This window comes from Enterobacter cloacae complex sp. 382A5 (genome assembly GCF_050031095.1).
In the GTDB taxonomy this organism is placed as follows: Bacteria; Pseudomonadota; Gammaproteobacteria; order Enterobacterales; family Enterobacteriaceae; genus Enterobacter; species Enterobacter cloacae.
On record NZ_JBLGVK010000001.1, the window covers coordinates 3,039,730 to 3,060,758 of the forward strand.

The window sequence follows — 21,029 nt, forward strand, 5'->3', positions numbered from 1 at the left end:
TGCTCTGTTTTTCGCCATTCTGCTGCAATTGCATGGAACATCTCCTGAGGAAATAAAATTACACTTTTGATGCCTGTAGGCGATCGCATCACCTTGTTTCTGCAACAATCCATTTGAATCAAAAGATGTCAGGCCTTACCATCAATAACCACTCAAAAAGCAAGGGATTCTATATGTACACCTATAAGATGGTTCAGATTCCACCAAACATTTCTATCAAGGCAAAGGATAATAAAGATGGCATTGCAGCAGCGTATTTAGAGCAAGAAGTGAATTCCTGGGCTGCCGAAGGGTGGGAATTCCAGCGCGTTGATACAATCGGTATAGAAGAGCGGCCAGGGTGCTTTGGCGGAAATAAATCAACATTGACACACTATTATGTCATTACTTTCAGAAAAGAAGTGACAGATGCTTAAATGGCTTAGCATACATTTCATACTCTTATACCGTAACCATGCCCCAATGAGTATCCGTAATCGCTGCCGCCATACTCCTTCCTGCTCAAAGTACACGCTGATTAGCCTGAAGCGGTTCGGTTTTCTGAAAGGGTGGAGATTGGGATTACAACGCATTTATCGCTGTCGTCCTCCTCATGGAGGTTTCGATTACCCTCCTCATAAATGAGTCTAAATTGGTAAGGCCTCCAGATAAAATTGGCGGCCTTATTTTTCCCTTTCATCCTGTTCTTACCCGCTTTTTTCCGCCCTGCTATACACTCTTACTAACGCTAAAAAAGGGAGCAGCGAGGATGGCAACCTATCCAGACAGTTTATTGATTCTCAATGGTAAAAGTGCAGGCAACGATCTGCTGCGTCAGGCAATCACTGATTTGCGGGAAGACGGGGCGCGGATCCATGTACGGGTCACGTGGGAAAAAGGCGACGCGGCACGGTATATCCATGAAGGCCTGACGTTGGGTGTCGAGACTATTATCTCCGGCGGCGGCGACGGCACCATCAATGAGATCGCCTCTGCGCTTGTCGACCTGCCCAGCGAAGACCGTCCGGTGATGGGCATTTTACCGCTCGGTACCGCCAATGATTTTGCCACCAGCGCTGGCATTCCGGAGGAGTTGAGTAAAGCCCTGCAACTGGCGATCCTTGGCAAAGCTACCGCCGTGGACATTGCGCAGGTGAATGACAAAACCTGCTTTATCAACATGGCGACGGGCGGGTTCGGCACGCGGATCACCAGCGAAACGCCGGAAAAACTCAAAGCGGCGCTGGGCGGTGTCTCTTATCTGATCCACGGCCTGATGCGCATGGACACCCTCAAGCCTGACCGCTGCGAAATTCGCGGCGAGGATTTCCAGTGGCAGGGAGACGCGCTGGTGATTGGCATTGGCAACGGACGTCAGGCTGGCGGCGGGCAGCAGCTGTGCCCGGAGGCGCTAATTAATGACGGTCAGCTTCAGCTGCGTATTTTCACCGGCGACGGCCTGCTGCCCGCGCTGTTTACCACGCTGACGCAGCCCGAAGAGAGTCCAAACATTATTGCCGGAAAATCCGCGTGGTTCGAAGTAAATGCCCCGCACGGGATGACGTTTAATCTGGATGGGGAACCGTTGAGCGGGGAGCATTTCCGCATAGAGGTATTGCCCGGCGCGCTGCAGTGCCGGTTGCCGCCGGATTGTGTGCTTCTGCGCTAATCCCCTCACTCTCCCTCTCCCACAGGGAGAGGGAGAGTGAGGCGTCAGGCGATCGTCACTTTGCTGTCCAGATAGACATCCTGAACTGCATTGATCAGCTTCACGCCGTCAGCCATCGATTTCTTAAACGCTTTACGGCCAAGTATCAGCCCCATACCACCTGCGCGTTTGTTGATAACCGCCGTGCGCACCGCGTCAGACAGGTCAGTATCTCCACCCGCTGCACCGCCGGAGTTAATCAGCCCGGCGCGTCCCATGTAGCAGTTCGCCAGCTGGTAGCGCACCAGGTCGATCGGGTTATCGCTGGTCAGCTTGCTGTAGACACGGTCATCGGTATAACCGAAGTTCACCGCCTTATAGCCGCCGTTATTCTCGGCCATTTTCTGCTTCACGATGTCAGCACCAATGGTTGCGGCCAGGTGGTTCGCCTGGCCGGTCAGGTCAGCTGAAACGTGGTAATCCACCCCATCTTTTTTAAACGCGGAGTTACGCAGATACGCCCACAGCACGGTCACCATCCCGAGCTCGTGTGCGCGTTCAAAGGCAGCGGAAATCTCTTCAATCTGACGACGGGACTGCTCAGAGCCGAAGTAGATCGTTGCCCCAACCGCTACTGCGCCCATATTGAACGCCTGCTCCACGCTGGCGTAGAGGGTCTGGTCATATTCGGTTGGGTAGCTGAGAGTCTCGTTGTGGTTCAGTTTGACGAGGAAAGGAATGCGGTGGGCATAACGCCGTGAAACAGACGCCAGCACGCCATAGGTAGAGGCCACACAGTTACAGCCCGCTTCAATCGCCAGCTCAACAATATTCTTCGGATCAAAGTAGAGCGGATTGGCTGCAAAGGAGGCGCCTGCCGAGTGCTCAACGCCCTGGTCAACCGGCAGAATCGAGAGATACCCGGTACCGCCCAGCCGCCCGGTATTATAGAGCGTCTGCATATTTCTCAGCACGGCCGGTGGACGGTTGTTATCCACCATCACGCGGTCAACGTAGTCGTGGCCGGGCAGATAAAGCTGGTCGGCTGGAATGGTCATACAACGATGCTGTAAAAGGCTGTCGGCGTCTTTGCCAAGCAACTGCGCAATATCAGTCATAGCGATGCTCCCGTAATTCCGACGTCATGTCGGTGAGTGTTTATCCAGACCCACATTTTTATGGGCAGACTAAGCCTGGTACCGACTTAACAGATTTTCCAGCATTTGCATTTTTTTCAGCACAATCTGCTGGCTCGATTCGTGTACAACAAAACTGTTACATTGATCAAACAATCACCACAAAGGTATTTCAAAGGTATTATTGAATGGTATGTTAAAGGCGTACTCTCACTGACATGCAGGATTAAACAATGAAAACGAAAGTCCAACTGTCATTCATGATGTTTGTTGAATGGTTTATCTGGGGAGCGTGGTTTGTGCCGCTGTGGCTATGGCTGAGCAAAAGCGGCTTTACCGCCGGGGAGATTGGCTGGTCCTACGCCTGTACGGCCATTGCGGCGATCCTGTCGCCTATTCTCGTCGGCTCGCTGACCGACCGCTTCTTTGCCGCCCAGAAAGTGCTGGCGGTGCTGATGTTCGCCGGTGCCGTTCTGATGTACTTCGCCGCACAGCAAACCCAGTTCAGCACCTTCTTCCCGCTGCTGCTGGCCTACTCTCTTACCTATATGCCCACCATTGCGCTGACCAACAGTATTGCCTTCGCCAACGTCGATGACGTGGAAGCCGATTTCCCGCGTATTCGCGTGATGGGCACTATCGGCTGGATCGCCTCCGGTCTGGCATGCGGGTTCCTGCCGCAGATGCTGGGCTATAGCGATATCTCTGATACCAATATTCCGCTGCTGATGACCGCAGCCAGCTCTGCCCTGCTGGGTGTGTTTGCCTTTTTCCTGCCGAATACGCCGCCGAAAAGTACCGGCAAGCTGGATTTCAAAGTGATGCTCGGTCTGGACGCGCTGATCCTGCTGCGCGACAAAAACTTCCTGGTATTCTTCTTCTGCTCTTTCCTGTTCGCGATGCCGCTGGCCTTCTATTACATCTTCGCCAACGGCTATCTCACCGAAGTGGGGATGAAAAACGCCACCGGCTGGATGACGCTCGGCCAGTTCTCTGAAATCTTCTTTATGCTGGCGCTGCCGTTCTTCACTAAACGCTTTGGTATTAAGAAGGTCTTACTGCTGGGCCTGCTCACGGCCGCCATCCGCTACGGTTTCTTTGTTTACGGTGGCGCGGAACAATACTTCACCTATGCGTTGCTGTTCCTCGGCATTCTGCTGCACGGGGTGAGCTACGACTTCTACTATGTAACCGCGTATATCTACGTGGATAAAAAAGCGCCGGCGCATATGCGTACGGCTGCGCAAGGCCTGATTACGCTGTGCTGTCAGGGCTTTGGTAGCCTGCTGGGTTACCGCCTGGGCGGCGTGATGATGGAAAAAATGTTCGCTTACAAAGAGCCGGTGAATGGGCTGACCTTCAACTGGGCCGGAATGTGGACATTCGGTGCGATCATGATTGCCGTGATCGCCGTGCTGTTTATGCTGTTTTTCCGCGAATCGGACAAAGAGATCACCGCAATTGAGGTGGTTGATGGCGATGCTGCGCTGACACAAGGGGAAGTTAAATGAAACAAGAACGTATTCTCGGTGCTCTTTACGGGCAGGCGTTAGGGGATGCGATGGGTATGCCCTCCGAGCTGTGGCCAAGAAAGCGCGTAAAAGCGCACTTCGGCTGGATCGACCGCTTCTTACCCGGCCCGGCAGAGAATAACGCGGCCTGCTATTTTAAGCGCGCGGAGTTTACCGATGATACTTCGATGGCGCTGTGCCTGGCCGATGCGATTATCGAATGCGACGGGGAGATTGACGCGGATATCATCGGCAAACACATCCTGAACTGGGCGCTGGATTTCGATGCCTTTAATAAAAACGTGCTGGGTCCCACCTCAAAAATCGCGCTTAACGCCATCCGCGACGGCAAACCCGTCAGTGAACTGGACAACAACGGTGTGACCAACGGGGCGGCGATGCGGGCTTCCCCGCTGGGCTGCCTGCTACCGGCGACGCGGCTGGAACATTTTGTCGGGCAGGTCGCGCTGGCCTCCAGCCCGACGCATAAATCGGACCTCGCCATCGCCGGGGCCGTGGTGATTGCCTGGGCGGTTTCGCGCGCCATCGACGGCGAGCGCTGGCAGAACATCGTCGATGCCCTGCCCGGCATTGCCCGCTACGCACAGGAGGCGAATACCACCACCTTCAGCGCCTCGCTGGCGGCTCGTATTGAACTGGCGCTTAAGACCGTGCGGGAAGCCCACGGCATCGACTCCGCCAGCGAGCAGGTTTACCAGCTTATTGGTGCGGGCACCAGCACCATTGAGTCCGTTCCGGCGGCGATTGCGATGGTGGAGCTGGCTGGCACGGACCCAAACCGCTGCGCGATTTTGTGCGCCAACCTCGGTGGAGATACAGACACCATCGGGGCGATGGCAACGGCCATCTGCGGGGCACTGCACGGCGTGCAGGCGATTGACCCGGCGCTGAAGGATGAGCTCGACACCGTAAACCGGCTCAATTTTGACCACTACTGCGAAAAACTGCTGCACTACCGGGAGCAAAGGGAGGGCGTATGAGTACGTTAGCCCAACGTCTTGAAACATTACAGGCCACACGCCCGGTCACGGTGCTGGGCGCGGCGGTCATCGACGTGATCGCCGACGCGTACGCCCTGCCCTGGCGCGGATGCGATATCGAGCTGAAACAACAAGGGGTGAATATCGGCGGCTGTGCGCTGAATATTGCCATCGCCCTGAAGCGGCTCGGCATTGCGGCGCAAAACGCCCTGCCCGTCGGCCACGGCGTATGGGCGGAGATCATCCGTAACGCCATGGCAAGACAGGATCTGCACAGCGCCGTGGAGGCCGAAGCGGGCGATAACGGCTGGTGTCTGGCGCTGGTAGAGCCTGACGGCGAACGCACCTTTATGTCGTTTAGCGGCGTGGAGAACCAGTGGCAGCCGCACTGGCTGGATGGGCTGAACGTCCCGCCGGGTAGCCTGGTGTATCTGTCCGGTTATCAGTTGGCATCGCCATCGGGCGAACTGCTCACACGCTGGCTGGAGTCGCTGGAAAACGTCACCGCGTTTATCGATTTTGGCCCCCGCATTGCCGATATTCCCGACGCGCTGATGGCGCGGATCATGGCCCTGAAACCCATCGTGTCGCTCAATCGTCAGGAGGCGCAGATTGCCGCGGAGCGCGCTGGCATGGACGTTGATACTTTAGGCGTGCAGTGGCAGCACCGTTATGGCGCCGCGCTGATTATTCGTCACGACAAAGATGGCGCAGCCTGGTATGAAGGCGACGCATCGGGTTATGTTCCTGCGTTTCCCGCCACCGTCGTCGATACCATTGGCGCAGGCGACAGCCATGCGGGCGGTACGCTTGCCGGTCTGGCGGCAGGTTGGCGTCTGGCGGATGCCGTGACGCTGGGGAATGCCGTGGCGGCCTGGGTGGTCAGCCACCGCGGCGGGGATTGCGCACCGACGCGCGAGGCCTTACTCCTCGCACACAAAGACGTATAGGTCGCTGCGACAGTAGCTGATGCTGTACTCAATCGGCCGGTGCTGCTGGTCAAGCGCAACCTGCTTGATCACCAGTACCGGTATTTTGTCATCCATACTGATATGCGCCTGAAACTCGCTGTCCGGCATCCGGGCGCTGACCCGGGAGCGGGTGCGTTGCGGAAAGATATTCTGGCTACGGAAGTAGTCGTACAGCGAGATGCCAATTGCGTCCGGGTCATGAATTAACTCAACCGGAACCCAGGACTCCTCAATCGACACCGCGTCATCGTCAACATAACGAATGCGCTTAAGCAAGAATACCTCGCTGTCCGGGGGTACCGACAGCTGGCTGGCCACCTCTTCCGGACACTTCACCACCCGTTTATTCACCCACAGCGTGTTAGGTTTTTTACCACGCAGCACCACCTGCTGGGAAAACCCGCGCGCTTCCTTGAGCGAATATTCAAAAATGTTATTGATCTGTGTCCCGTACCCCCGGGCGCGCGTTACCACGCCCTCTTCTTCCAGCGCCTGCATCGCTTTGCGCACGGTAATGCGCGACACCCCGGTTAACTGGCTCAGATCGCGCTCGCCGGGCAGAATATTCCCGTGCTCCAGCACTCCGCTGCGTACCGCGTTTTTTACCGTTTCGGCAAATTTCAGATACAGCGGCATGTTGTCGGGCGCGGCGATCCGTTCATTCAGTTGAGCGATTAACCGGGTATGCGCTTGTTCCATCTCTGTTTTCTCAGGCGTGGTGTTTCCTGCCAGTATACTGGCTTACCACCATGCATGAAAATGATGAACCGGCCCAATACCGTGACCCACTTCCAGAGTATCGGCTTTTGCCAGCGCGGCCGAGAGCCATGTTTTGGCCTCGCGTACCGTATCGTCCCAGCTGTTGTGCCGTGGACGCAGCGCCGCCAGCGCGGCAGAGAGCGTGCACCCCGTACCGTGGGTATTTTTGGTATGCACGCGCGGGGCCGTGAAACGCAGTTCACCGTCGCGGGTAAAGAGCCAGTCCGGGCTTTCATCGTCATCGAGATGGCCGCCTTTCATTAGCACCGCGCCACACCCCATCGCCAGCAGGGCGTGCCCCTGCTCTTTCATCTCACGTTCGTTCTGCGCGTGTGGCGCGTCTAACAGTGCGGCCGCTTCCGGCAGATTTGGCGTAATCAGCGCCACCTGCGGCAGCAGTTTCTTGCGCAATGTCTCAACAGCAGAGGCAGAGAGCAGCGGGTCACCGCTTTTAGCCAGCATCACCGTATCCAGCACCACATTTTGCACCTGATAACGTTGCAGCCGCTCGGCCACCGCTTCGACGATATCCGTTTCTGCCAGCATCCCAATTTTGGTGGTGTCGATGCGCACATCGCTGAATACCGAGTCCAGCTGTGCACCGACAAAATCAGGCTCGATACGGTAGACCGACTGCACGCCACGGGTGTTTTGCGCCACAAGGGCGGTGATCACCGAGCAGCCGTACGCGCCAAGCGCCGAGAATGTTTTCAGGTCGGCCTGAATGCCCGCGCCGCCGCTTGGATCGGTACCGGCGATGGTCAGAGCGTTAATTCGCTTCATGCCTGCTCCTCCAGCGTGTAGAGCGCATCCAGGAACGCGCTGGCAAAACTGCCTGGCCCGTGAGACTGCGCAACGGCGAGCGTTCCGGCACGCTTCATCCATCCGCAGGCAGCGGCAACATTATCCAGCCGTTCCCCCGGCAGGGAACAACTCGCCGCCACCACCGCCGAGAGCGCACACCCGGTGCCCACCACGCGGGTCATTAACGGATCGCCGCCCGCAACCGTTCGGGTGCGCTGGCCGTCGGTGACGTAATCCACCTCCCCCGTCACTGCCACAATGGCATTGGTCTGGCGAGCCAGCGCCTGCGCGGCGGGCAGCGCGGCAGCGGCGGTGTCGGTGGTATCCACACCGCGTCCCCCTGCGCTCATCCCCGCAAGGGCGAGAATTTCCGACGCATTGCCGCGAATGGCTGCCGGCTTCAGGGCGAGAATTTGATGGCAAAAACGGGTGCGGAACGCCAGGGCGCCCACGGCAACCGGGTCCAGCGTCCAGGGTTTGCCTGCCGCCGCCGCGCTCTCGATGGCCCGACGCATCGACTGGGCGCGGGGGGTGGTGAGGGTACCGACGTTAATCAGCAGCGCATCGGCCATCCCGGCAAACTGCTCGGCCTCTTCGGCTTCAATCACCATTGCCGGAGAAGCGCCAAGCGCCAGCAGAACGTTGGCCGTAAAGGTTTGCACGACATCGTTGGTCATACAGTGCGTAAGCGGGGAACGGGTTCGGAAGTGATGTAAAACGTGTAAATCGAGCAGGTCAGGCTGCATAGGTTCGCTCCTGCCTTGCGTGAAGAAGCGATGACCAGGGGAGGCATCTGACTTCCCTACGCTGGCATTATCCAGATCAGGTAATACGGGTATTTCTCAGCCTTCACAAAGAAGGGCACCCCGAGTCAAATAAAAAAATCAAAAGATTGTGATTAACGTTCCGTTAATCCCTGTTCTGGATCATGCCAGTGGGAAGCCAAAGACTCAACCCTAAAAAATGCTCTGTGTCCCAGCTTGTATCACAAGCTGTATCCCACATCCAAACGACAAAAAGGCCGGATTGCTCGAGCCTCTTTTAGTTGTGATCTTTCGCTGTTTTCGAAACCGATCTGACGTGTGACGGTCTCAGCCAAATTTAAAGAGGCCAGGGATATGCTCGCTCTTCACATAGCAGCCCACAGCCCACGCAAGAACCTTCGCTATCACGTTCTGAAACGTGGGGGAAGCCTGCCAATACTCAAAAAAATATTAGAACCTTACCTGCCAGTAAGCTTGTTCTCTTCAATCCTTTCGACTTCAGTTTATAAGGTATAGAAAATGAAGAGTACGTTACTCGCTCGCAGTCCTGCCCGTACTCCAGGACGTTTGAAACCTCGGAGAATAAAAGTAGAGAATTGCGGCATGGAGTCTCAAAGTTTGATCATGTGTTCTTTCCGCTAAAATAAGACGTTGGGAATGTATTTCCTGTTGTCTTCGACCTTATTGCACGTAAAATGACCAGACACATTTTGGGAAGGAGTCTTTAATGGATATCGCGCTGCTCAACAGAGGCTGGAACAGAACATGGTCAGATACCATGGTGAATCTGGAAGCCCGGAAACTCGTCGAAACAGCAAACCGGTTGTCAGCATTCTATTTGCAAGATGGTCTAACACGTATCAAGTTTGTCGAAGAGATAAAACAGGTCGTAGAAAAGGAGTTCGAGGCAGCACGGCGAGCTAAAACAGACGAAGAATGCATTATATGCATCAAAAATCTGCGTGCCGAAACGGATAATCTGCACGAACAAGAACGCCTGTTAAAAACCAGAGCCGCACAACTTTATGCACAGGTCGAGTTTGTTCGGGAGAATAATAAAATCGTCGGATATATGATTTCGGCTGTGAATATCGTTATATCAGGGATGGTTTTCTATGGTGGGATGATCATGATCTCGACGATGAACCCTATTGGAGTCCTCGCTGGTGCAATCTTAGTTGCTGATGGCACTAACGGTATAACTAAAGAAGTGAATAAATTTTTATCGCAAGGGGAATCTAACTCTGAAGGTGTGGTCGCTGACAAAGTGATTAATATTGCTCAGTTTATGGGGTTTAAGGCTGAATCTGGTCTGGCTTTGTATAACACTCTGACATTAAGCGCAAACATCTACAGCATTTTTGGATTAGCGCGAAAAGCAGGTGCCTGGCGATTGTTCCGTTGGCTTCCCCACGATTACTATCGTAAAGTCAACATAATGAGTCGCCCCAAGTTAACTATGAAAATAGTAGGCTACGGTATCAAGGCTAAAGTTATTTTTGACCTGCTTTCCACCGAAGCACCGAATCATTAACCTCTGTATTTTCTCCAGAACCGCCAGGATTTGTAAGAAAGGACTGGCGGTTGAACAAAAACAGCAATCAACATTGCTATAGATAAACCGATCCCTGTGGATATGATGTATTGTATTTCATTTGAAATAATTACCCAGAGAAACATTGCCATGAAAGCGGAAAAGATCCAAATAACTATCCTGAATCGATTTGCCAGATCCTGAATCGCTTCTCCCAACGTACCACCATAGCTTTCAACATTGTTTTTTATCTTCTGCAAATCCGATGGTGTAAAACCAGAACGTAACAAAGCTTCATCAGTAACTTTCATATTGTATCGTCCTTTATCTTTCAAAGATGTTTCCCCAACCCCAATTGTACAACCAATCATACTGATGAACGTTATAGCAATCCAGCCGAAACTTTTCGCAGACTCTATCCCCTTTTCTTATCGTCTGGGTGGTACCAGGGCGTTTCAACCATTCAAGGTTAACGATCACATAATGTTTATACAATTTATCAGATTTTAGACAATACAAGCCTTAATGCCCGTTAGTGAACCACTCAGGACTCCCAATCAGCCCCCATCAATCACAGAAGAAACTGAGGATATCCACACCGGCGGGAACAATCCGCAGCCGATCCAAGTTCCGCAGACACTGAAGGACAGCATCGATAAGAACCAGATGCCCGCAAAAGCCAAACCGCGACAAGCCAGCATAACGGCGGACACTTACCGGCAGTTATTCGCCTAACTGCCGCACACCGTCGCAGGTAACGCGCTTCGGTTTATTATGGTAACGGGCCGTCGTAAAAACGAAGTTGTTGAAATGATGCGACAGGAGATACGGCGCGATGTATGGATCATTCCTTGAAACCGTTCAAAGAATGGCAAGCCGCAGGAAGTGCCGCTTATTGGTAGCGCTCGCGACGTGCTGGGGCTTTCGCCTACAGACGTAGCAAATGCTGGCCTGTCGGCGGAACAACTTTAAACGCCGTTTTAGCGCGGCTGGGCATGATGGCTAGTTACACCGACGAGCAGACCGGCGAACCTGTAGAAGTGACATGCGCCGTTCACAATTTGCGCCGTTCCTGGGCTAACATTCTGCGCATTGAGGTTAGACGCGATCAGGAAAAAACCGATCTAATGCTGGCGCACACGTCACAGAACTATGATCAGACGTCAAAGACCTACCAGAAAATTGCGGAAATCCACACCGCAAACGTTGCGGATGGGTGGCGGCGCTGGAATAGCTACTGGCGACAAGCTATTGAACAGTCAGCGGCGAACCATTAATGGATAAAGCCCGCTTCATGCGGGCGTAAATTTTATAACTTATTGGAGTATTATGGCTGTTCATCCGTTTCTTCGGATATGACTTCCACAACTTCCCCGCACTCCCCGCATACCACGTGAAGTTGGCTATCTTCTTCGGATTCGTATATTTCACTCTTTAAGCTGTGACAGTTAGGACATTTTATTTCATTATCAAATCCAATAAATTTAAGGAATAGGTTTTGAATTAATGAAACAGCAGTACAAGTAAGTAAAAGACAAATCTTTGCATCAGGTAAATTTTTATTTGAAGAATGCACTGTTTCTGCAGAGAGATCCCACGCAGATTCAACAGTTGTACGACAATATTTTCTTAAGCCAGAATTACGCTTTCCTGCCGCATATAACCCAATGATTATTTTGCAGATATTCTTAAAATCAGCAACCTTAATGTTATCTTTCTTTAAAATATCCTCATGAGTTTTATAAAGATGGGCAGCAAGTTCAACCATACTCTCTCTACATGTTAACCCAATACTTTGAATGTCTTCAGGGGCACTTATATCATTCAGAGCAACAGCAGAGGCATTAAGCCTACGACTAATTGAGCGTAGCATATTGATATCTAAGGGCAATTCATCAATAACATGTTTGAACTCACTATGATGTCTTGCCTGTAGTCTCTGCGTTATACCTAAATGAAAAGAGTATGCTTCGTCAGCAGAAAAGAAATATTCATCCTGAGTATAAAGATTTAAAGGGACGAGTTCTCCCTCAGCAACCCACCAGTTACCATCATTTTTTGTTCTAACATTCCAAATATTTACTTCGTGCCCTAAATCGTTAAACGTCTTTTCAACCTGCATATTTTTTATATTTACAAGATCCTGAGATTTTAAGTATTCAGTAATTTTTTTCTCGGCATCAATTCTGTATTCAGGTGTCATTTCTCGTCCCTTTTTACACGACGTCAATTGTGAAAATGCATGATAACACATAGCTAAAAAACATCATTATACATACAGTTACAAGACAAAACTCAATGGCACATATTACCATACTATACGCCCGTCAGCGGTATGCCCTTTTGCACTTTTCACCAAATCAAAATCTACTATTCCATATGGGAAAATCTTGTTTATTTTGAAAACATGATTAGCAACCAATTGTATTTTAGAATCGACACTTTCAGTACGTAATACTATGTTCGGTGCACCTTTAACTTTCGCACTTGGATAAATTAAACCATCTACATCCGGATGTTTACCAAGAAGAAGACGACTAAATACTCGCGAATATACATAGTTTACTTTATGTGCATTAGGATTATTAAGTATTTCAGCTGAAAATGCATCCATATACAAATATGACAATAGAGCGCGTATATCATCTTTCCCGATTCTAGCGATAAAATCACGGATCTCATTGTATACTCCAGGTGAAATAGTATTTACTCCATGATAATTATTATAAACTTCACCTATTGTAAAACAACGCATTCCATTTTCTGATTTCTCTGGTAACTGAAAATGCGTCACATGAACATAGTCACCTTCCTTTGCATTTACTTCTACTAGTGCTGTTCCTGGACTAAATGCACCGTAAAAAATTGATTGCCCTTCTTCATTCATTCGCCCTATCTTGCATTTATCCAAAGGTGGTGGGTATACATCACTAATATTAGTATATCCCTGTTCATTCGGGCATTTTCTCGCTCTGAAGATCGGTCTATCATAACCGAACTTAAAGTTAATCCCACCATAAGAATTAAGATACCACTTAAGTAATGCTTCTACTTTTTCTGGTTGTAATGTGTTTAGTAAATCATTACGAAACCGATCAAGGCTATTTAGCTCTATCACTTTTATTTTATTATCCATGTACACCTCTTTTCTTCGAGTTTTTCCGATACCTAAGCCCAACTATTACACATGAGATTTGTCATGATGTATAGACTAACGATCGTACTCTGTTTTACAACTAACGGCGGCGAGAAGTGTAAGTTAAGCGGTTGTCACTTAAAATGGGTGCTTTATTGAATACATAGTCGTTGCCAGATGCCGCTATTACTGGCTTGAGCATTATCCAGATCAGGTAATACGGGTATTTCTCAGCCTTCACAAGGAAAGGTGTCATGAGAAAAAGCTCAAAAAAAACAATCACTTATACGCAAATAAATTGTTAGCGATTAGTTTAACCGGGGCCATAGACTGGGTGCAAGATCTTTCGATTTATCACAGTATTTATCACACCGGAAATAACTTAATCCGTAATAATTCACCTGAAATCTGCTCACCCGCTTATATATTCATTTAGAAAGTGTTGAGCGTAGAAAGCTTTACCTTTCTCAATGCTTCTTCACGCCCAGCATGAGCAAACACAAAAGATTAGGAGTGCCGATAAAAGGTTAAAGAGTAGAAGCAACAAACCCCGCTATTGTGGCTTATGAAGACATTATTAACATCGATGTGTATTAATCAACGGGGAGCAGGTCAACCTAAATTCGTAACAATCTTTTTACTCCTCCATAGCAGTTATCAGCTAGATATATTTTTAACTAAAATTTCAACATAAATATTTTTAGCAAACAACTTTCTAAATGCTGTCATCTTCAAAACTGATTTCATTCAAAAGACAAGGAGGATTCGATAACAAAGAATGTAGAAGAATCTATAACTTTGCATTAACTATTTTATCCATTTCACATCATTTCCAGTCAAAACAGTTAAGCACACCTTATGAGTTGGTGTTTTATGCTTTTTTAAAATCAAAAACACAAAAAGTTCTATCTAACTGTATTTATTGAAGTAATCACATTTCTATCGCAGTGAACCAGATTAGCTAAAAATGCTCTTCATGATCTAGATCAATAATCAAAATTACATATTCACAGATAGTTACTGCACGTTACGAAATAAGTGACAAATCTTAAATTCCGCGAATAATCATTATTTAATCCAGATATAACAAGGAGTTATATCTTCACGACAGGATAGCACCCTTCGTTTAATTTTGACTTGCATTGATGATGAGAGTTTAGAAATGAAATATTTGAGTAAAACAGCTATCGCTGTATTGGTGTCTGCTGGTTCAATGAATGTCTCTAATGCCGCTTTAACCGGGGCAGATTTAGCTGCAGCTAATTCTTACTTTAACTCTCACCCTGATATTGTGAAATATGCTCCTTGGGTTCGTGACAATGTGTTACGCAGTAATACTCTTAAAGATGCTAATTACACTTTAGTTAGCAATAGCTATTATGACCCGGTACAAAACAAGTTAATCTATATCAATCAGATCGGCGGTATCACACCATCTGTACCAATGAGCACCTTAACACCTTCTAAACCTGCTGTAGTCGTAACACCACCTAAGCAAGGGAACACAACACCACCATTTGCGTATAATGTACCTCCTAAGCAGCAGACACCTGTTGCCCCAACTCCTAACGCAGTTCCGCCACATCAGCAGCTGACTCCTGTTCCGGTGATCCCTGCTGTTCAACAACTGACGCCACCGATGCCAACCCCTAACGCGGTTCCGCCACGTCAGCAGCTGACCCCTGTTCCGGTGATCCCAGCGGTTCAACAACGGACGCCGCCGATGCCAACCCCTAACGCGGTTCCGCCGCGCCAGCAGCTGACCCCTGTTCCGGTGATCCCTGCTGTTCAACAACTGACGCCACCGATGCCAACCCCTAACGCGGTTCCGCCGCGCCAGCAGCTGACTCCTGTTCCGGTGATCCCTGCTGTTCAACAACTGACGCCACCGATGCCAACCCCTAACGCGGTTCCGCCGCGCCAGCAGCTGACCCCTGTTCCGGTGATCCCAGCGGTTCAACAACTGACGCCGCCGATGCCAACCCCTAACGCGGTTCCGCCACGTCAGCAGCTGTCCCCTGTTCCGGTGATCCCAGCGGTTCAACAGCTGACGCCACCGATGCCGACCCCTAACACAGTTCCGCCGCGTCAGCAGCTGACCCCTGTTCCGGTGCTCCCTCATCAAGTTGGGATCACTGCTCCGATTAAACCTACTGTAACCATTACTGACGTTCAAAGCACAAAAGTAGATGCAAGCGCTTTCAAAGCAGATCAAGATCGACAAGATAAAGTACTTCAAACATTATCTGATAAAACTACCCAAGCGTATAACACGGGCATGTATGCTAAATCTTTAGCTGCTACTAACAAATCTGCTGTTGCTAACGTTCAAGTACGCCAACAAGCACAAGAAACCACTATTCAGAATCACAACAATCAATTAGCAAATCATGAGCAACGTATTACTGAGTTAGAGAATCAAAATAACAATTTTCAGAATCTTAAAGATGATGTAGATAACAACCGTAAACGCGCTGCTGTTGGTGTAGCTTCTGTAGCTGCAATGAGCAACATCCCCCAGGTTACCGATTCTCAGACATTCGCTGTAGGCGCTGGTGTTGGTGGGTATGACTCACAAGGTGCAGTAGCTGTCGGTGTTTCTGCACGTATCACTGATCACATCGTAACTAAAGCTTCTGTAGGTGCGGGTTCCTTTGGCGGGGCTACGTACGGGGCTGGTGTGTCGTTTGGTTGGTAAGTAAAGCATTTAATTCTGGCCCTTCTTTAGAAGGGCTTTGATTAAGAGCTTTGAAAATAAGCAGCCAGATAACCGTCGATAAAGTTACAAACGCACCCCATGAATTTTAGCTAACTAGCTTCACTCAATTATACTGGTGATAGTAATTATGACTAAATACATTTTTATTTCTGTTATTGTTTACCTTGTTCTTATAATTGTTGGCGCATGGATGGGGATCATGTATCAATCCTATTTCCATTGTGGTTTTTAAAAACATATGAAAAAGTTTATAGCTTACTTTATCTCTGTAGTTTTAGTAGTTGTAGCTGTAATAGCTATAGCAGGATTTATTAAATTTGAGGTGTTAGGTCAATGAAAAAATTAATGATGTTAGCTGTGGTAATAAGTGCCTCTTCTCTTCTTGCTGGATGTTCAACTCCTGCTCAAATGGCACAACAAAGAATGAATGAGTGTGAAAGCAAAGGTATTAGTAAAGATACATGCTACCTGGTAGAGCAAAACCGCCAACAATCCTATAATGAGGCGGCTCAAAATGCAGCCTGGGCTAATGCTCGTGATGCTGCTGCGGGTACTGGTATTTGGGCTAAGAAAGACGTTAAGCAACATGCACAAATGACACATAAGCACAGAAAAGAGCTTGCTCATTCAGGATGTACGCAGGTTGAGGAAGCTAACGGCGAATGCACTGCAAATTCAGATAACAGTCAATCGCGTGATTTAAAACAGATCTCCCGCGAGGCCGAAGCGGTAATGAACGGTACCATCGATGACGGTGCGGCGTTCCTGCTGGGGCAAGGATGGAAACCAAACAACGGTAAATGGCATAAACAGGGATATACCTTAACGCTGGTGGTTGAAAAGGGAATAGTTGTGAACAGCCAGCTGTCAAAATGATGATCTAAACCGGCAACAATAAAGGGGTGAATGCCCCTTTATTGCAAACTCACCATGCGAATGAACGGGAAGTCGTCACTCCAGCTGCCAGGCTCCGGCTTCGAATAATAACGCTGAGCCACCCCAGGCGAATACGCTTATTTCCCTTCGCCCTGCCTCAGGATAAATTCGGCTGCTTAAACACGCGTCGCCTTCATTGACAAAAACTTCCACGGATGAACTGTCGAAGAACAGACGCAGATTAAGCGTATTATCCAGGTTCAGCGCGACGCTTCGTGTCCCGCACAGGCCATACTGCGGATAGTTTCGCTCAAGAACCAGACGCTGCATTTGAGCATCCACGTAGACGCGCAGCCCCTCTCCCAGACTCATGCCGTACTGCTCGGCACTGCTATTGGCACAATCCCACTGCAGAATAACCTCCATCGCGTCGCAGCGTTCCAGCAGAGTCATCTGCTGATTGTTAAGCGTGCTAACCGGCCAGGGGAACCACGCGCCCCGAAGACCTTCGACCTCTCTGGCCGGCCGCATTTGCAGACGGTTATCCGCGCCAAGCGTCAGTTCGCGCGGTAAAGAGAGCATGCCTGCCCAGCCATCCTCCTGTTCCGGCTGGGAGGATTCCCACATGTCCAGCCAGCCGATAACGATGCGGCGACCATCAGGCGTGAGGAAACTTTGTGGCGCATAGAAATCATGCCCGCGATCCATCTCCACAAACTCACCTTCCCGCACAAAAGGCTGCCCGGGCTGCCATTCGCCCAACAGATAGCCGCTCTGGAAAAGATTACGGTTTTTGAATCCTTCAGCGGCCATCCCCTGAGGCGAAAACATCAGCACGCGTTTGCCATTGAGCATGAAAAAGTCCGGGCATTCCCACATGTAGCCCATCTCTTTTTCAGCCACCGCCAGCACGCCCATATCCTGCCACTCACGCAGATCGGCAGAACGATATACACGCACCTGGCCCGTCTCACCGTCCCGTGCACCGACAACCATGTACCAGCTCTCCCCTTCACGCCACACTTTCGGGTCGCGGAAGTGATGCAGACCTGGCGGGGTATCAACGATCATTCCCTGCCGGACAAAATGAATGCCGTCACGGCTGGTCGCCAGACATTGCACCTGGTAGAGATTCGCCTCGTCATCAGGATCGCCGTGGAATTTATGTCCGGTGTAAATCAGCGCCAGCGTATCGCCATCCACCACCGCCGATCCGGAAAAACAGCCATCCTTGTCTTCAGGCCCTTCCGGCGCCAGCGCAACGGGGAGATGCTCCCAGTGAACTAAATCCTTGCTACGCGCATGGCCCCAGTGCATAGGCCCCCACTGGGTGGAGTACGGATGATGCTGGTAAAAAGCGTGATACCAGCCGTCAAACCAGACCAGGCCATTTGGGTCGTTCATCCAGCCAGCGCGCGCAGCGAGGTGGTAACGCGGATACCAGCGCAGGTTGAGCCCTTCGCGTCTGGACTGAAGTTCCTGCTCTGCTTTAGTAATTGAATACGTCATTTCTCTACTCTTTCGATCAGATGGTGGAAGGTTGCGGCATGAGCGGGTCAGAAGAAGATTTACCCGAGCGCAACAGGAAGATGGAGATAAACGTGGTGCTGAAAACTAACAGCCCCATAATGAGATAGGACTGGGCGAAGCCGTATTTCTCATAGCTGTAACCCGCCAGCGGCGACAGGACCGAGGCGATCACCGAGCTGGTACAGGCAAAGCCCACCAGATAGAGGGTGGAAGAGAGCCGTTTATCGAAATGTAAGCTGTTGTATTTAAAAATTGAGACCAGCAAAACGGGCAGTTCGACCGCGTGCAATAGCTTGGTAATGGAGATCAGTACCGGCCCCTCAACCAGCCCCGAAGCCACCATACGCATCGCCATCACCATTCCCGCAAAAATCAGGCCATTCTTTGCGCCAAGGCGGTTCACCAGCCATGGGGCGCAGAACATGCCCGCCGCCTCAAGGAAAACCTGGAAGGAGTTGAGATAGCCATACATGGCGTTTCCTTCCTGTAACGTCGGGAACTGGGAGGAGAAATAGACCGGGAACTGCTGGTCGTAAACGCCATAAATACAGGTGCCGATAACAAAAAACACCAGCGCCCAGAACCGCGGCAGCGTCAGCAGACGCAATGCATCTTCCAGCGTGACTTTACCGCCTGACACCGCTTCCTGCATGGCGTGCGGGGCGGAAGAGACCCTGAGACGCGCCAGCAAAACAAAAAACAGCAGTCCTGCAGAGCTTGCGACAGCGAAGTTCAGCTTCGGATTAATGTTAAACAGAAGTCCCGCGAAAAAGGTTGCCACCGCCCAGCCAAGCGATCCCCACATCCTCGCCTTGCCGAACTCAAACTGGCTCTGGCGGGCGACACGCTCGGTATAGGACTCCAGTACCCCTATCCCACCGTTAAACGTCAGGCCGATATAAATCCCGCCGAAAATACTGCCGAGTAAGACATTAATCTGCAGCAGATAACCAAACAGCAAAAAGGCCGGACCAGAAAGAATGAGCAGGCTGGTCAGAAACCAAAGAAGGTTCTTGCGCAGACCAAGTTTGTCCTGAATGAATCCATAGCAGATTTGAGCGAAAAGCGCGGAGACAGAAAGCACGGCATAGATAATGCCGGTGTCGCCCGCTTTTAAGCCCACCTCCTGGTGGAGCCAGATGGAAAGCAAAGAGCCGGAAGAAGACCAGGTGACAAAAAAGAAAAACAGTAATGCGCTCAATAAGGGGTAGCTGTGAGAGTGATGCGTTTTCATCATGACATTCTCATGTTGGAGTAATGACAAAATGGTAACGTTAACATTGAGCGCGACTCATGCGGTTTGGATCAGATTCATGATGTTAATCACGAAAGTTAACGTTAACATCACAGAAGTGAGATCGCGATCAATTATTCATCAATGAAGCCTGTCTGGCTCCACTCACATATCCACTTTCCTTTTACATCAGTAACTTAGTTGTATACTCTTTAACACGTGACATTAACGGAGTAAGAAAATGGCTTCCCTGAAGGACGTCGCAAAGCTGGCTAACGTATCGCTGATGACCGTCTCACGCGCGCTTAACAACCCGGAGCGCCTTAAACCGGAAACGTTGGCACGCGTACAGCAGGCTATTGAGCAGACCAGCTACGTACCCGATCTTTCCGCCAAGAAAGTACGCGGCGCGCATGCCTCGCCAAAAACCATAGGCGTGCTGGCACTCGATACGGTGACGACACCTTTCTCGGTGGAGATTACGCTGTCCATTGAAGAGACGGCCCGGATGCACGGCTGGAACAGCTTCGTCATGAATATGTTTACCGATGACAACCCGGAGGCAATCGTCGATCTGCTGCTCTCTCACCGCCCGGACGGCATTATTTACACCACCATGGGATTACGTCAGGTTCCTCTCCCGGCCAAGCTCCTTACCCTCCCCTGCGTGCTGGCCAACTGCGAAAGTATCGATGAAAAGGTCGCCAGCTATATTCCTGATGATGAACAGGGGCAGTACGCCGCCGTACAGGCGTTACTCGCCGCAGGCTATCGACAGCCCCTGTGCCTGCATTTACCCGCCGATCATCTGGCCACAACCCGACGCCGTCACGGGCTGGAACGTGCATGCCGTGAAGCGGGGCTCGACCCGGACCGTCTGGATCATAGTTATATGGCGTTTGGGGACGAGCACTATCGCGACATTCCGTCAGTTCTGCAGGCGCACATTCAGAATGGTCTTCCCCAGTTCGACTCGGTTATCTGCGGCAACGATCGTATCGCATTGATGGTTTACCAGACCCTGCTGGCGCAAGGAATTCGCATCCCTGAAGATATTGCGGTTATCGGCTATGACAATATGGTGGGCATTGGAGAACTCTTTCTTCCGCCTCTTTCAACGGTTCAACTGCCGCATTATGAAATTGGTCGCCTCAGTGCTCTGCATATTATTAACGGTGAAACCCATCGGGAAACCACGCGCGTTGAAAGTCCATTTTTAATGCGGAATTCCATTACGCATCTATGATGACCACCGCTTTTTAGCCCTGTCGCAGTAATAAGCAGGCTAAGGAGGCGGTCAACCTCCCTTTCAGGGAAAAATGGCACGATTTGTCACACTCTTTTTTATGATTTTACCCTCCGGGCAGTTAGCACGTAACCGGCTGTTTTTATTTGCCATAACGCGTAATTTTCTTTCTCAAAACGGG

20 protein-coding genes and 1 riboswitch are annotated in these 21,029 nt (G+C 50.5%); of the genes, 11 read left to right on the forward strand and 9 right to left on the reverse strand.

The window, feature by feature from the left end; all coding sequences use genetic code 11:
- The first annotated feature begins 173 nt into the window (after nucleotides 1-173).
- The 3 genes from ACQG2G_RS14345 (at nucleotide 174) to yegS (ending at nucleotide 1,648) form a co-directional block, all read left to right on the forward strand.
- On the forward strand, nucleotides 174-416 hold the full coding sequence (locus ACQG2G_RS14345; protein WP_013097906.1) for a hypothetical protein: 243 nt from the start codon (nucleotides 174-176) through the stop codon (nucleotides 414-416).
- On the forward strand, nucleotides 409-624 hold the full coding sequence (gene yidD, locus ACQG2G_RS14350; RefSeq protein ID WP_071829996.1) for a membrane protein insertion efficiency factor YidD: 216 nt from the start codon (nucleotides 409-411) through the stop codon (nucleotides 622-624). The genes ACQG2G_RS14345 and yidD overlap by 8 nt, the downstream gene beginning before the upstream one ends.
- Nucleotides 625-748: 124 nt before the next feature.
- The gene (gene yegS / locus ACQG2G_RS14355) at nucleotides 749-1,648 is read left to right on the forward strand and encodes a lipid kinase YegS (RefSeq protein WP_038420159.1); all 900 of its coding nucleotides are present in this window, start codon (nucleotides 749-751) and stop codon (nucleotides 1,646-1,648) included.
- 44 nt (nucleotides 1,649-1,692) lie between these two features.
- On the opposite strand, the gene fbaB is transcribed toward yegS, so the two are convergent.
- Nucleotides 1,693-2,745, reverse strand: coding sequence for a class I fructose-bisphosphate aldolase (gene fbaB, locus ACQG2G_RS14360; RefSeq protein WP_008500869.1), 1,053 nt, complete (start codon nucleotides 2,743-2,745; stop codon nucleotides 1,693-1,695).
- Nucleotides 2,746-2,996: 251 nt separating this feature from the next.
- Between fbaB and ACQG2G_RS14365 the strand changes: the two genes are divergently transcribed.
- Genes ACQG2G_RS14365 through ACQG2G_RS14375 form a run of 3 tightly spaced genes read left to right on the forward strand, consistent with a single transcriptional unit; the run spans nucleotide 2,997 to nucleotide 6,225 of the window.
- On the forward strand, nucleotides 2,997-4,274 hold the full coding sequence (locus ACQG2G_RS14365) for a nucleoside permease (protein ID WP_248766575.1): 1,278 nt from the start codon (nucleotides 2,997-2,999) through the stop codon (nucleotides 4,272-4,274).
- A complete protein-coding gene (locus ACQG2G_RS14370) occupies nucleotides 4,271-5,275 on the forward strand; it encodes an ADP-ribosylglycohydrolase family protein (protein WP_062728876.1) in 1,005 nt (334 codons plus the stop codon). Before ACQG2G_RS14365 ends, ACQG2G_RS14370 begins: the two co-directional genes overlap by 4 nt.
- Nucleotides 5,272-6,225, forward strand: coding sequence for a PfkB family carbohydrate kinase (locus ACQG2G_RS14375; RefSeq protein WP_038979523.1), 954 nt, complete (start codon nucleotides 5,272-5,274; stop codon nucleotides 6,223-6,225). Before ACQG2G_RS14370 ends, ACQG2G_RS14375 begins: the two co-directional genes overlap by 4 nt.
- Here the strand turns inward: ACQG2G_RS14375 and ACQG2G_RS14380 are convergent.
- The 3 genes from ACQG2G_RS14380 to thiM are packed head-to-tail and all read right to left on the reverse strand — an operon-like array spanning nucleotide 6,199 to nucleotide 8,555.
- On the reverse strand, nucleotides 6,199-6,945 hold the full coding sequence (locus ACQG2G_RS14380; RefSeq protein WP_013097911.1) for a GntR family transcriptional regulator: 747 nt from the start codon (nucleotides 6,943-6,945) through the stop codon (nucleotides 6,199-6,201). The genes ACQG2G_RS14375 and ACQG2G_RS14380 overlap by 27 nt on opposite strands.
- A gap of 42 nt (nucleotides 6,946-6,987) precedes the next feature.
- Nucleotides 6,988-7,788: a bifunctional hydroxymethylpyrimidine kinase/phosphomethylpyrimidine kinase gene (thiD, locus tag ACQG2G_RS14385; protein WP_094916071.1), complete on the reverse strand. Its 801-nt coding sequence runs from the start codon at nucleotides 7,786-7,788 to the stop codon at nucleotides 6,988-6,990.
- On the reverse strand, nucleotides 7,785-8,555 hold the full coding sequence (thiM, locus tag ACQG2G_RS14390) for a hydroxyethylthiazole kinase (protein ID WP_205918411.1): 771 nt from the start codon (nucleotides 8,553-8,555) through the stop codon (nucleotides 7,785-7,787). The genes thiD and thiM overlap by 4 nt, the downstream gene beginning before the upstream one ends.
- Before the next feature lie 36 nt (nucleotides 8,556-8,591).
- Nucleotides 8,592-8,688: riboswitch (TPP riboswitch) on the reverse strand.
- A 612-nt stretch (nucleotides 8,689-9,300) separates the two neighbouring features.
- Here thiM and ACQG2G_RS14395 point away from each other — a divergent pair.
- Nucleotides 9,301-10,107: a DUF4225 domain-containing protein gene (locus tag ACQG2G_RS14395; protein ID WP_061772972.1), complete on the forward strand. Its 807-nt coding sequence runs from the start codon at nucleotides 9,301-9,303 to the stop codon at nucleotides 10,105-10,107.
- Here ACQG2G_RS14395 and ACQG2G_RS14400 read toward each other — a convergent pair.
- The gene (locus ACQG2G_RS14400; protein WP_023621964.1) at nucleotides 10,104-10,418 is read right to left on the reverse strand and encodes a hypothetical protein; all 315 of its coding nucleotides are present in this window, start codon (nucleotides 10,416-10,418) and stop codon (nucleotides 10,104-10,106) included. The genes ACQG2G_RS14395 and ACQG2G_RS14400 overlap by 4 nt on opposite strands.
- Nucleotides 10,419-11,102: 684 nt before the next feature.
- Here ACQG2G_RS14400 and ACQG2G_RS14405 point away from each other — a divergent pair.
- On the forward strand, nucleotides 11,103-11,384 hold the full coding sequence (locus tag ACQG2G_RS14405; protein ID WP_061772979.1) for a hypothetical protein: 282 nt from the start codon (nucleotides 11,103-11,105) through the stop codon (nucleotides 11,382-11,384).
- A gap of 50 nt (nucleotides 11,385-11,434) precedes the next feature.
- Here the strand turns inward: ACQG2G_RS14405 and ACQG2G_RS14410 are convergent, their stop codons facing one another.
- Nucleotides 11,435-12,310 carry a TFIIB-type zinc ribbon-containing protein gene (locus ACQG2G_RS14410; RefSeq protein ID WP_061772980.1) on the reverse strand — a complete coding sequence of 292 codons (876 nt, stop codon included), beginning with the start codon at nucleotides 12,308-12,310 and terminating at the stop codon, nucleotides 11,435-11,437.
- A 105-nt stretch (nucleotides 12,311-12,415) separates the two neighbouring features.
- On the reverse strand, nucleotides 12,416-13,243 hold the full coding sequence (locus ACQG2G_RS14415) for an RES family NAD+ phosphorylase (RefSeq protein ID WP_071830129.1): 828 nt from the start codon (nucleotides 13,241-13,243) through the stop codon (nucleotides 12,416-12,418).
- Between the two features lie 1,162 nt (nucleotides 13,244-14,405).
- On the opposite strand from ACQG2G_RS14415, the gene ACQG2G_RS14420 reads away from it, so the two are divergent.
- Together ACQG2G_RS14420 and ACQG2G_RS14425 are read left to right on the forward strand one after the other, a co-directional pair.
- Nucleotides 14,406-15,941 (forward strand): YadA C-terminal domain-containing protein, encoded by a 1,536-nt coding sequence (locus ACQG2G_RS14420; RefSeq protein WP_248105157.1) that lies wholly within the window; start codon nucleotides 14,406-14,408, stop codon nucleotides 15,939-15,941.
- Between the two features lie 354 nt (nucleotides 15,942-16,295).
- Entirely contained in the window at nucleotides 16,296-16,838 is a 543-nt protein-coding gene (locus ACQG2G_RS14425) for a YgdI/YgdR family lipoprotein (protein ID WP_248078968.1), read from the forward strand.
- Between the two features lie 75 nt (nucleotides 16,839-16,913).
- On the opposite strand, the gene ACQG2G_RS14430 is transcribed toward ACQG2G_RS14425, so the two are convergent.
- Nucleotides 16,914-18,347 (reverse strand): glycoside hydrolase family 32 protein, encoded by a 1,434-nt coding sequence (locus tag ACQG2G_RS14430; protein WP_061772813.1) that lies wholly within the window; start codon nucleotides 18,345-18,347, stop codon nucleotides 16,914-16,916.
- 16 nt (nucleotides 18,348-18,363) lie between these two features.
- Nucleotides 18,364-19,605, reverse strand: coding sequence for an MFS transporter (locus ACQG2G_RS14435; protein WP_020690161.1), 1,242 nt, complete (start codon nucleotides 19,603-19,605; stop codon nucleotides 18,364-18,366).
- A 238-nt stretch (nucleotides 19,606-19,843) separates the two neighbouring features.
- Between ACQG2G_RS14435 and ACQG2G_RS14440 the strand changes: the two genes are divergently transcribed.
- Nucleotides 19,844-20,848 (forward strand): LacI family DNA-binding transcriptional regulator, encoded by a 1,005-nt coding sequence (locus ACQG2G_RS14440; RefSeq protein WP_040022477.1) that lies wholly within the window; start codon nucleotides 19,844-19,846, stop codon nucleotides 20,846-20,848.
- Nucleotides 20,849-21,029: the final 181 nt, after the last annotated feature.

Bases quoted from the DNA above. Each gene is read 5' to 3' on its own strand.
- ACQG2G_RS14345 (WP_013097906.1), top strand. From the start codon at position 174: ATGTACACCTATAAGATGGTTCAGATTCCACCAAACATTTCTATCAAG.
- yidD (WP_071829996.1), top strand. From the start codon at position 409: ATGCTTAAATGGCTTAGCATACATTTCATACTCTTATACCGTAACCAT.
- yegS (WP_038420159.1), top strand. From the start codon at position 749: ATGGCAACCTATCCAGACAGTTTATTGATTCTCAATGGTAAAAGTGCA.
- fbaB (WP_008500869.1), bottom strand. From the start codon at position 2,745: ATGACTGATATTGCGCAGTTGCTTGGCAAAGACGCCGACAGCCTTTTA.
- ACQG2G_RS14365 (WP_248766575.1), top strand. From the start codon at position 2,997: ATGAAAACGAAAGTCCAACTGTCATTCATGATGTTTGTTGAATGGTTT.
- ACQG2G_RS14370 (WP_062728876.1), top strand. From the start codon at position 4,271: ATGAAACAAGAACGTATTCTCGGTGCTCTTTACGGGCAGGCGTTAGGG.
- ACQG2G_RS14375 (WP_038979523.1), top strand. From the start codon at position 5,272: ATGAGTACGTTAGCCCAACGTCTTGAAACATTACAGGCCACACGCCCG.
- ACQG2G_RS14380 (WP_013097911.1), bottom strand. From the start codon at position 6,945: ATGGAACAAGCGCATACCCGGTTAATCGCTCAACTGAATGAACGGATC.
- thiD (WP_094916071.1), bottom strand. From the start codon at position 7,788: ATGAAGCGAATTAACGCTCTGACCATCGCCGGTACCGATCCAAGCGGC.
- thiM (WP_205918411.1), bottom strand. From the start codon at position 8,555: ATGCAGCCTGACCTGCTCGATTTACACGTTTTACATCACTTCCGAACC.
- ACQG2G_RS14395 (WP_061772972.1), top strand. From the start codon at position 9,301: ATGGATATCGCGCTGCTCAACAGAGGCTGGAACAGAACATGGTCAGAT.
- ACQG2G_RS14400 (WP_023621964.1), bottom strand. From the start codon at position 10,418: ATGAAAGTTACTGATGAAGCTTTGTTACGTTCTGGTTTTACACCATCG.
- ACQG2G_RS14405 (WP_061772979.1), top strand. From the start codon at position 11,103: ATGATGGCTAGTTACACCGACGAGCAGACCGGCGAACCTGTAGAAGTG.
- ACQG2G_RS14410 (WP_061772980.1), bottom strand. From the start codon at position 12,310: ATGACACCTGAATACAGAATTGATGCCGAGAAAAAAATTACTGAATAC.
- ACQG2G_RS14415 (WP_071830129.1), bottom strand. From the start codon at position 13,243: ATGGATAATAAAATAAAAGTGATAGAGCTAAATAGCCTTGATCGGTTT.
- ACQG2G_RS14420 (WP_248105157.1), top strand. From the start codon at position 14,406: ATGAAATATTTGAGTAAAACAGCTATCGCTGTATTGGTGTCTGCTGGT.
- ACQG2G_RS14425 (WP_248078968.1), top strand. From the start codon at position 16,296: ATGAAAAAATTAATGATGTTAGCTGTGGTAATAAGTGCCTCTTCTCTT.
- ACQG2G_RS14430 (WP_061772813.1), bottom strand. From the start codon at position 18,347: ATGACGTATTCAATTACTAAAGCAGAGCAGGAACTTCAGTCCAGACGC.
- ACQG2G_RS14435 (WP_020690161.1), bottom strand. From the start codon at position 19,605: ATGATGAAAACGCATCACTCTCACAGCTACCCCTTATTGAGCGCATTA.
- ACQG2G_RS14440 (WP_040022477.1), top strand. From the start codon at position 19,844: ATGGCTTCCCTGAAGGACGTCGCAAAGCTGGCTAACGTATCGCTGATG.